The following is an 11,274-nucleotide window of genomic DNA, read 5'->3' as shown; positions in this document are numbered from 1 at the left end:
GTTGTGGTGGTATCCGCTTGGCTAAAGGCTTCAAACAGCTTGTGACGGTTCTCATCCGAGATGCCTATCCCGGTATCCATCACACTCACTTTCATGGTTAGGCTGCTATCGTTCGAGTCAACATGCTCCACCGTTAACGCTACGCTGCCTTTTTCCGTAAACTTAATCGCGTTGCCCACAAGGTTGAGTATGACTTGGAACAACCTCAAGGGATCGCCTTGTAATGGCGTGTCTAATTCTGGGTCTATGACCATTGACAAATTGAGTTGTTTCTCAGCTGCTTTCGACTCCATTAGTTCAATCACATCTTTAAAGGTCGTTACGGGATCAAACGGGACGTTATCAATAACAAGTTGTCCAGCTTCTATCTTTGAGAAGTCAAGGATGTCATTGATGATACCGAGTAACGAATGGCCAGAACGGTGCACTTTCTCAATATAATTTCGAGCGACAGGATTAGATATTTCGCCAATCGCCAGATAAGACAAGCCAATAATGGCATTCATTGGGGTTCTTATCTCATGGCTCATATTGGCTAAGAATTCCGATTTAGCTTGGCTCGCCAAATCGGCTCTCTGTTTTTCTTCTTCCAATTGTTCGTTAAGGCGCTTCATTTCTGAAATATCGAATGCCCAAAATAGTGTGGCGACTTCCCCATCAATCTCAAAAAGATAGTAACTGACCAAAGCAACAAATCGGGTTCCATCAGATTTTCTGAGTACCAACTCCCTATTTTCAACTTTACCGTTAAGGTCGAGCTCTTTATGAACTTCATCACGAACGCTGAGCGAGTCATGGATAGCAGCCACATCAATAGACGATAACGCCAAGTCTTCAACGCCAAATAAGCGCTTAGCAGTATCGTTCGCATAACGAACCTGCTCTTCAAATACCACAGCCGCTGCTATTGGAGAGCTATTTAACATGCTATAGAGCTGTTCTTGAGCTTTTTTGAGTGCTGTCGTCGCATCATTAGCAATGTTGATCTGCTTAGCCAATTTACGATTCCAGAAAATAATAAGAAGAAGGATTACCAGAGAAAAAACCGAAATGGTGTAAACCAATTGATAGTCAACTCTCTCTATCGCTTTGGGTGCCGCCCACTTTGCTGAGATTTTCTGATGTTCTTCAGCCGAGATGCTGCCTATCGCTTTGTTCACAATAGACAACAGTAATGGCTCAGACTTGATGACATGCAGTGTTGGAGACAAGAAGAAATCTAATCGACCGATAATGCCAATTCCTCGGTAGCCAAAGGAGTCGATTAAGTAATTTAGGACATCAACGGTATCAATCATTGCATCAAACTCTCCCGAGTCGACACGTTCTAAGCCATCATTGGTCGATGGCACCATAGACCAATTGATATCAGGGTAACTCTCTACGATAGCTTCAGTGTTGGCTCCCCCTTCCAAAATACCAATGTTCCACCCAGCCGCTTCTTCTAACACAAGGCTATTCACATCCCGCCTTGAAGCAATGGCTAAGCGACTAGAAAATAACTTCTTACCCGCCTTCACGTTTTCACCAAGTGAACTGTTTTCTACAGCAGCCGAGACAAGGTGCACTTTCCTATGGTCAACGAGTCGTCGAGTCTCTTTCCAACTGCCGACATCAACATGTTCCAAGCGTAAACCTGTTTTCTGTTCGATCAGCGTTAAGTAATCATCGATCATACCGATGTATTCCCCTGTGCTCGATACGGCCTCATAAGGCAAAGAGTTAGGGTCAATACCGATTTTTAATACTGGATGAGACTTTATCCACTGACGTTCATTTTGGCTGAGATTAAGAAGTTCGCCAGCTAAGCTGTTTGATTGATAAATATCAGAAATATAACGTTTTGCGCCATCTCCGAATGATTCAAATTGCTCAATGGCAGGAAAATAAACATAACTCCCTTCCACGGAATCCACATTGAAATAGAACGTCATAAACCCAGCATTGGTACTGCCCGTCTGTGTTTTATAGCCAGCGCCTTTAGTCACGGATGACAATTTAGAGGTATTTTTCTTGTCCAATGATGACGTTGATACGTCTCCTAGGAACCAAGATTCTAGCGGTCGCTTATTATTGTCAGCCAGTGCAGAAATAACCATGAAGGTATTATCTGCATCGAATATGTCAAAAATCTTAGGCAGTTCATCAAAGCGATCATTGACGATAAAATACGCTGAAATTTGAGCAATAATATCAGCCTTCTTCAGAACCGGAGTCAGGTCGTTCTTAATTTGTCTTCTAAGGATTGGCTCAAACTCTCCGTCTTCCCTTTTCAGGTTTGCCAATGCGGCATTGAAGCGGTCTCTTAGCTCAGCCCCCCTGAAATCCACGTAGATGGGATAGCTGACTTTATAATCTTCATGGATCTGAATCTCGCGCATTTCAATAAAACGAGTATTGGTGACAAACCAGGTTAACACCCGCCTTTCTACCATGAGGAGATCAACATTTTGAGCTCTCAGCTGGGAAAACGCCGACTCCAAGCTGTCGAGATCTTCTATCCGATCAATGCTCAATTGGCCATCCAACACTTCTACGGAGTTTTTAATCGGCGATGTTTCATCGAACAGCAAAGCACCCAATGACAAATTTTTTGCCGATTTCAAATCCAGCTTACGTCTCTTTAATGAAACTGGTACGAAATCAACATCCATCACCTTGTCACTGACAAAGTGCAATGAAGAGTCATCAAGTTGAACGCCAGAAACAAATGATATTGAGCTATTGCTATCGATAGCTTGACGGGCTGCACTACGAGGTAAGGTGACAACGTCACCCAGCTGGTACCCCATATCGTTCAAAGCCCTTTGCATAATGTCATGCTCTAAGCCGACAGAAGTACTGTCTGGATACATGTAAGGCGGGTTACCGAAACCAAATACGCCTTTAATGGGAGAGCGATAAGGCGAGCCATCTAACCATTTAGACAAAATGCGGTTCTTTTTACTGATATCAAACGTTTCAATTTGTTTATTCAATAAGTTAAGTAACTCATTGTCATTGGAACGAATGACCATGGCTGCCTTGATGTTTTTCCAGCGTTCAAGCACATGGTTTACCGCTAAATTCTCAACTCCACTTTTATGGGCAAGATCCATGGTGGTCACCGGTTCAGCCAGTAAGCCATCAACCGACCCATCTTCTAATGCGCGAATAGCATCAATGGCCGTATCGAACTCAACTCTCTCAATCGAACTAAGCTGCACGCCAGATCGCTCTAGGTCGATGCTTTCTCGAACCATGGCAATTCGCCTCTTGGCCTCTTGCTCAATTTTATTGTGGAGGTGATCATCGGTAGGAAGAATGACTGCAATTTGGTACGAGATATAAGGATCAGTTTGAAGGAAGCGACCTCCCTCACTGGGGTCAAACTGTTGAAACGGAAACACATCGCCTTTCCCGTCTAACAAAGCTTGCTTTGCTTCAGCGTGAGAATCTACGCTGATGAAGTTGGTTTGTACGTTGAAACGCTCTTCAAGATCGTAAGCCCAATCTCGAATAATCCCGTCGACTTTTCCGTCATCACCAATAAATGAGTAAGGATAGTGACTGGATAGCGCAACAAACGTGATTTCACGATCAGGGTTTTGCCATAGGTTTGGTTGTTGCTCTGGAGCCGCCTCAGCGTTAACGCTAGCGGCACGAACAGCGAAGACAACAAACAAAATTATGGCGATGAAATAACGCTTACCCCACTTATCCCACATCTGCCAGAGGTCACTCATCTTTGAACTTCTCTTTAATCTCTAGAATCTCAGGCAGTTTAATGAAAAATAGATCAACGATAGTCGGGTCAAAATGCTTACCTTTCTGCTCAGTGATTAAGGCCAAAGCATCTTCGACACTCCAAGCTTTTTTATAAGGGCGCTCTGCCGTCAGAGCATCAAACACATCAGCCACAGCAGCGATTCTACCAACCAACGGGATGTCTTCCCCTGCCACTTGACTCGGATACCCGGAACCGTCCCATTTCTCATGGTGATACTGCGCCACTTGAATCGCCATGCGCATCAGTTTGGAATCGCTCTGCCTACCAAGGATCTCAACACCGTACTCGACGTGTTTTTGCATGGTAGTCCACTCATCGGCATCCAACTTACCCGGCTTCAGTAACACGCTATCAGGAATGCCAATCTTACCAATATCGTGCATTGGCGCCGCGTCTCGGAGCGTTTCGGCATCTTCGTCAGTCATACCTAGCGCCTTGCCCAACACCTCACAGTAGTGGCTCATGCGCTTAACGTGCATACCCGTTTCGTTGTCTTTAAATTCCGCTGCTCGACCTAAGATATTGAGGGTCTCAAGTTTGCCTAGATTGATCTCGACGGTTTTGTCTTTCACTTGATGGAACAGTGCTCGTTGTTGGTCATACAACGCGATGTGGGTTTTGACACGCTGGAGCGCGATTTCAGGCGTGATAGGTTTCGTTAGGTAGTCGACAGCGCCTAAAGACAAGCCTTTCACTTCAGCTTCTGGACCAATTTTGGCGGTCACGAAAATGATAGGAATGTGGGCCGTATTCGGCTGAGCTTTAAGTTGGCGGCATACCTCGTAACCATCAATGTCAAGCATCATGATATCGAGGAGAATTAAATCCGGCTGTGGCACCATCTTCGCTATCTTAATGCCAATGGTACCGTTAATGGCTACCTTTACTTGGTAGGTATCTTTGAGTATTGCAGTTAACACATCCAAGTTACTTGGCGTGTCATCTACTACTAACACTATTGGTTTACGACTCATTGATGCCTCGTATAAAAATCAAACAGTTATAATCATAGTGTAGATGGCTTTTCGCACCACTCAACATGAAAATGACAAATGATTGTTAAAAATGAAGAGTAGATCTTCGAGCGACATCAAACTAACGCTGAGCTCATATGCATGTCAGAAACTCGGCGTACAATGTTTAAACAATTCACGGATAAAGTCAGTTGCTCACCCTTTATACAACTCACTTTATTTTGATTAATCGAGCTTTCGACCATTAAACGCGTTAACAAAAGATCCGATAACGAGAAACAAAAAGAGCTCCTCATACGGGAGCTCTTTCTTTTCTGTAGCTAAATACTAATAAGTCTAACGACCCGAATAGTACATACAGATTCGAACGCCATCGAACTCACGAATCTCAAACGGGATCTCGTAGATCGATTCCATCACTGATTTTTCAACCACTTCCGAAACCTTACCCGATTTAACCACTTGGCCTTTTTTCATCGCGACAATGTTATCTGAGTAACAAGAAGCAAAGTTGATGTCGTGAATAACGATCACTACTGCTTTATTAAACTCATGCGCTAAACGACGCAGCGTCTGCATGATCTCTACAGAGTGTTTAATATCTAGATTGTTCAGAGGCTCATCTAAGAACACATAGTCTGTATCTTGCGCCACAACCATTGCGATGAACGCCATTTGACGCTGACCGCCACTCAACTCATCAAGGTATTTGCTTTGAATATCAGTAATACCAAGGTGCTCGAGCGCAGTGTCGACGATCTTATGATCTTCGTCTTTCAAGCGACCTTGTGAATGTGGAAAACGACCAAAACACACCAATTCGCGAATCGTAAATCGCATATTGATGTTGTTTGATTGTCTTAACACGGCAAGGTGCTTAGCCAGCTCTTTGGTATCCCATTCAGCCAGTAGCTTGTCGCCAATAATGACTTCACCGGCATCACTGTCTGTTAAGCGACTCGCCATTGAAAGCAGTGTACTTTTACCCGCACCATTTGGACCAATAATAGAAGTCACTTCCCCTTTCGGGAACATAGCGCTGGCATCATCCACCACGAGTGATTTGCCATACTTCTTACTTAAACCTGTTAATTTAATCACTACTTACTACCTTTACTGAATTCTGGTGCGTAACAACAAGAACATAAAATACAAACCGCCGACCAAGTTAATAATCACACTCACTGTGGTTTCAAACGACATCACTTTTTCGATGAACCATTGGCCAGAAACGAGCAACACCACTGCTAATAAACTGCTAGCGATGATAAGAGTACGGTGCTGATAAGAGCTGAATATCTGACGAGCCAAACTCACGGTGATCAAGCCAAAGAAAAGCACTGGGCCAACCAAAGCCGTAGATACTGCCACCATTACCGACACAATCACCAAGGTAATCTGAGTCAGTCGCTTGGTATTCACGCCCAAGCTTGTCGCGTTATCAACACCAAGCCAAAGTACGTCAAGCTTAGGCGCCAACAGCCACAGGCCAAGTAAGCTCAAACTCAATGGAATAAGGCTGAGGTAAACCAGTTCGCCTTTCACGTTATTGAAGCTTGCGAACATCACATTCTGCAGCACCGCGAACTCGTTCGGATCAATCAACATCGCAAGGAAATTCGCTAAGCTCGAGAATACGCTGCCACATACGATGCCAATCAAAAGCAGTGTGAATACGTTATTTCGCTTTCTCTTAAAGTAGAAATGGAACAGAGCAAACGAGAACAAGATCATGACAGTCACAGACATCGAAAAGTTTGCGATTGAGTCAATCACCCAGAAGCTAGCACTGCCAAACACAAACAGAAGCACCGTTTGAACCAGCATATACAAGCTGTCAAAGCCCAAGATGGATGGGGTTAGAATTCGATTATTAGTGATGGTTTGGAAAACCAATGACGACGCCGAGATCGCCACCGCCGCTAACACAATCGACAACAGTTTGGGTAGTCGCAGAGACAAGAAGAACTCGTAGTTATCCCACGTCAGCCCCTGCCCGATGAATAACGCTGCCATACCCAAAGACGCGATAGCCAGAATCGCAATTTTTACTGAATCACGCATTCGACTTGTCTCTCATGATTAGGTAGATAAAAATCAAGCCACCAAAGATGCTGATTACCATCGAGATTGGAATCTCATAAGGGAAAATGACGATTCGAGCTAGCAGGTCACAAGCCAACACCAAGATCACCCCCCAGTAGGCAGTCCAAGGCAGAATCTTCTTCATGTTATCGCCCATCATCAGCGACACGATATTCGGCACGATAAGGCCAAGGAATGGGATAACACCAACGATCATCACCACAGAAGAGGCACTGATAGCCACTAACGCAACACCAATGAAGACGATCTTCTGATAATTCAAACCGATGTTTTTCGCGAAGCTCTCACCGATGCTCGCCGCACTGAACTGGCTCGCGAAATAGTAAGCCAATACACAAGCAGGCACCGCGAGATAAAGGATTTCATAGCTACCCTGCAACACGCTCGCAAAGTTCGCCATTGTCCATGCCGACATGGTTTGTACTAAGTCGTACTTATAAGCAATAAAGGTTGTTAGAGACGAAACAACGTTGCCATACATAATGCCAATCAAAGGCACCAATACCGCGTTCTTAAACTTGAGGTGTTGTAGGAAGCGAACCAATAGCATGGTGCCAAACACTGCAAACGCGAAGATAAAGCCTAAGTAGCTCCATTGCGCAGCATTGCCTAGCACTAGAATGCCGACTATGTAACCCAACATCGCACAGTCAATGGTGCCCATCGTCGAAGGCGCGGCAAACTTGTTCTGTACGATTTGCTGCATGATCAAGCCAGAAACACTCAATCCCGCTCCGGCAAGCACGATCGCAAGTAGTCGAGGAATCCGACTAACAATATAAATAGAGTTGGCGTGTTGGTTGCCATTGAAGAAGTCACTAAAACTGATTTCAGCGACTCCAATCATCAATGACGCAACGCATAACACAACAAGAAATACAGCAGCTGCAATGGGTTTCAACATAAGAATAATACTAAAGATAGATCTCGGGTAGCCCGTATAAAAAAGTGAAAAAGGGCTTATAAGAACACTCTTATAAGCCCGAAAATCTGATGGTTAGTAACTATTGAATCGTACGTTCAATGTCACCAAGCATTCTGTGAATCGCTGTCACACCGCCACCAGCCAGATACCAAGCACTTGAATCAAGGTAAACGATGTTTCCATGCTGCGCTGCAGGTGTTGCCGCAACCAGTGGGTTATCAAACAGTTGTTGAGCGCGACCTTCTGATTTGCCAATCGCTTTTTCACGGTCAAGCACGTAAAGCACTTCAGGTTTTGCATCTGCAATGTATTCAAAAGAGATTAGGTTGCCGTGTGTTCCTTTGATCGGAGCCACAGTTGCGCTCTTTGATTCCACAAAACCAAAGTCATCAAAGATGATTGAGAAACGGCTGCCTTTGTTGAACATCGCAATGTTGTTGCCGTTGTTCATTAGCATCATTGCTGAAGTTTCGTCAGACGCTACTTTGTCGTTTACTGCTGTGATAGAAGCTTGAGTCTCTTTAATGATCGCTTCAACTTCAGCTTGCTTACCAAAGATGTCGCCTAGCGCACGCCAGTTTTGCTGAGCATCAGCCCAGTACTTGTCGCCTTCAATAGAGAACATGATAGTAGGTGCGATTTGTGCCAATTTGTCGTAAACCTTAAGCATACGGTTTTCCGCGATGATCACATCAGGCTTCAACATGTAGATAGCTTCAAAATCAGGTTCGCTTAATGAGCCTGTATTTGCCGTCGTATCTTTGTACGAAGCTAGGTAATCAGGCAGCAAGCTATGAGGCGCGCCAACTGGCTGCACACCAATTTTATCAAGCACGTCTAAGCTACCGTGGCCTAGAACCACTACTCGCTGTGGTACTTCAGTAAACTGCGCAGTACCTTTTACATGCTCAATGGTGACGGTTTCCGCATGCGCGGTCATCATGAATGATGATGCTAGAACGATGGCAAGCCCGCTCAACAACTGGCGAACTGAATTGATTGTTTTCTTCATGTTTCTTCCTTTGCCATTGAGACAAACCACCACTAATGACAATGAAAGTCACACTACTCATAGACGAGCATGGGGCGTACACAACTGCTAAATAACGATAATTTAAAGTCTGTCATTGAATTGACAACAAACTTGTAACGCAAGTGAGAACTATTATCAATTATATTTGCACTAAATTGGCGACACAACAACTTTATTATTCAGAAACGTAAAAGTGAGTATTCATATTTTGCGTAGTCAGGAGAGGTATTAGGAATCAGAAATAGCAAAAAGACGCGAAGAGGAAAATACTGATCAACCTGAAGAAAAAACAGATGGGGAAAGCACCCAAAAACCCTGCAATTACAACGCTGAATCCCAAAATTATGGATTGTAATGTACAATGTAAAGTTCATATATAACAGAGACTTAATCATCACCAAATTAGCTGATCAATTAAACCCACTAATGACAACGAATACGAACAGCTGAAAAGCCAAGCCTCAGTCAGATATCATAGTCAAATCCCTGACCTTCGCTCATTTAACCTTCAGTAAGCGATGACAAATCACCCAAAAATATTTTTTAATTTAATTGAAATTAGGGTTGTAATTTTAAAAACTAGGCGTATAGTTCGCCACCTGGCTCTAATCTATAGAGCTGTTAATGCTAAAGTAAGTCCAAGTTCCACATAGACAGTTCTCGATTCCCTCGTTACACCATCTCTGCGTCAGCTTTCACCCAGATAGTCATTCAATAGCTTTTAAATTCGATCCTCACTACCGATCTATCGTCATTTGCTCTTTTGTCAGCGAAGTCAGAATAGATCGAGCACTTAAATACAAATGTAATAAACACAAGGCACAGTTATGTCACGCAGAACAACACGACAAACCCATTGGTACCAACTATCACGCGAAAAAACAGTCAATAAACTAAAAGGTAATAAATGCTCAAGATTAAAATAGACTTACACAAAGAAGAGATTTCATGGGTCACCGAGATTCGACAGCTCAATAGCGATATACTCCACCGCCACATATTGCCTAAGCTACAACATCACAGTTATCTCATCGACTTTGAATTTAATGAACGAGAAAGCATCGGAACTATCGTTTCAGGCAACGGAAACACCCTAGGACATTTCACACTCCTATAGCATTTCCCAAAGGCGACAAAAAGAAACATCGCCTAGCTCCAAAGATATAAAAGATGTCACCCTCAATTCGCTCTAGCAGAACTAAATAGAGTAGAAGTAAAACAGATCAGAAACCTAGCCCTTTTTGCATTTCACACGCGGCTAACGCTAGCTAGGTTATCGTACTTCTATCGAAACCAACTTATATCGAACTCTGAATCACCATTGAGTCATTATCAGTGCATTCATGGACTAATAAGTTAACGGCATCGACCTTAACTTCTGATCAAGCGTATATAAGTGTTCTGCAGCTTGCATGTGTTGAGGGTAATCACTGAATTTCTCACGATTCTCCTCATTCATCTTACATGTCTCATCCACCAGCATTAACTTCCAATACAGCTTTGTTGTATGCAGCATCGCCAGTAACGGTTTGAACACCTCTTTCTCATAAGCTTGAATCAACTCTTCAATCAACTCGTCACGTTCGTCTTCGCTTGCAATTGAACCTTCGGTTGCCGATAACACTTTTTGATACTTCAGGTTTTGTTGCAGCTTATCCATGACCGTTTGGTTTTCTTCCGCTAACTCAACAAGCTTCGACTTAATGATGTTTACCCAATTCGCTTGGCTCAGTACTGCGTCATCAACGCTGGTAAAGTCTTCTCGTATTTGTCGTTCCACATCTTTTTGAGCTTTCTTTAAAACCGCACGCACCTTTTGGAAAGGCAGCTGATATTCCTTACTTAGCTCGATAATCAGTTTATGAAAACCACCATTTGGAAGGTGTAAGTTTTCCTTAAACGTCGCCATTGCAGCTTCTTGCTGTTCGGTAAGGTGAGTCATTCTGTTTCCTATTCTTTATCACTTATGGTGCAGAGCCCGCGATCATACCACTATATAACCTCGTTTTTTCGGTAACTTGATAGGTTACATCTAGGTACATACTTAATTCCTCTCAACCCGTTATCTTTTGGCTAGTTTTCACACTACTTGGCATTAAATGGTAAGTTTCTGTCGATGGATATTCGTACATTAGTCGCACAGGGTATATCGCCAGACAGGAGTCGTTACTTACATATGAAAGACAACCGCGAGAAATGAGAAAACAGATGACCTATTCAGAATACAAAGAATCCGATTTGCATAAGTGTGTAAGCATTGGTGCAGAAGCAATGGTATCAATTGCCAAATTTGCCTTTAAAGCCACTACCCTTTTATTTCGATTTTTCCGCTGGCTTGTCGTATCGGCTTATACCTACGTGATGAAGTAATTCTATATTGGAGTCGTTGTTTTCGTTACGACTTATCTAAATACCCAAAAGCGCGCCCTATTAGGTCTAATGCCGATCGTTTAAGAAGACTTGAACG

At 43.4% G+C, this 11,274-nt stretch carries 8 protein-coding genes; 1 reads left to right on the top strand and 7 read right to left on the bottom strand.

Annotated features, from left to right (window positions below):
- From A142_RS04095 to A142_RS04070, 6 genes are all read right to left on the bottom strand, one after another.
- The coding region (locus A142_RS04095) for a transporter substrate-binding domain-containing protein (protein ID WP_069591560.1) at positions 1-3,725 on the bottom strand (3,725 nt) is incomplete at its 3' end.
- The gene (locus A142_RS04090) at positions 3,718-4,743 is read right to left on the bottom strand and encodes an HD-GYP domain-containing protein (RefSeq protein ID WP_019820097.1); all 1,026 of its coding nucleotides are present in this window, start codon (positions 4,741-4,743) and stop codon (positions 3,718-3,720) included. The genes A142_RS04095 and A142_RS04090, both read right to left, overlap by 8 nt.
- 336 nt (positions 4,744-5,079) lie before the next feature.
- Positions 5,080-5,844 carry an iron ABC transporter ATP-binding protein gene (locus A142_RS04085; RefSeq protein ID WP_019820096.1) on the bottom strand — a complete coding sequence of 255 codons (765 nt, stop codon included), beginning with the start codon at positions 5,842-5,844 and terminating at the stop codon, positions 5,080-5,082.
- A gap of 12 nt (positions 5,845-5,856) precedes the next feature.
- Positions 5,857-6,807 (bottom strand): iron chelate uptake ABC transporter family permease subunit, encoded by a 951-nt coding sequence (locus A142_RS04080; RefSeq protein WP_019820095.1) that lies wholly within the window; start codon positions 6,805-6,807, stop codon positions 5,857-5,859.
- Positions 6,800-7,753 (bottom strand): ABC transporter permease, encoded by a 954-nt coding sequence (locus tag A142_RS04075; RefSeq protein ID WP_019820093.1) that lies wholly within the window; start codon positions 7,751-7,753, stop codon positions 6,800-6,802. Before A142_RS04075 ends, A142_RS04080 begins: the two co-directional genes overlap by 8 nt.
- A gap of 100 nt (positions 7,754-7,853) precedes the next feature.
- Positions 7,854-8,786, bottom strand: coding sequence for a siderophore ABC transporter substrate-binding protein (locus A142_RS04070; protein ID WP_029405274.1), 933 nt, complete (start codon positions 8,784-8,786; stop codon positions 7,854-7,856).
- Between the two features lie 928 nt (positions 8,787-9,714).
- Between A142_RS04070 and A142_RS04065 the strand changes: the two genes are divergently transcribed.
- Complete coding sequence (locus A142_RS04065; RefSeq protein WP_004731601.1) at positions 9,715-9,924, top strand: hypothetical protein; 210 nt, start codon at positions 9,715-9,717, stop codon at positions 9,922-9,924.
- 231 nt (positions 9,925-10,155) lie between these two features.
- Here A142_RS04065 and A142_RS04060 read toward each other — a convergent pair whose 3' ends face one another.
- Complete coding sequence (locus A142_RS04060) at positions 10,156-10,749, bottom strand: hypothetical protein (RefSeq protein WP_019820088.1); 594 nt, start codon at positions 10,747-10,749, stop codon at positions 10,156-10,158.
- Positions 10,750-11,274 lie beyond the last annotated feature (525 nt).

It is taken from the genome of Vibrio splendidus 12E03 (genome assembly GCF_000272105.2).
Classification (GTDB): Bacteria; Pseudomonadota; Gammaproteobacteria; order Enterobacterales; family Vibrionaceae; genus Vibrio; species Vibrio splendidus_I.
Note: the sequence above shows the minus strand (reverse complement) of the source record. Positions and strands in the feature narration are given on the sequence as shown.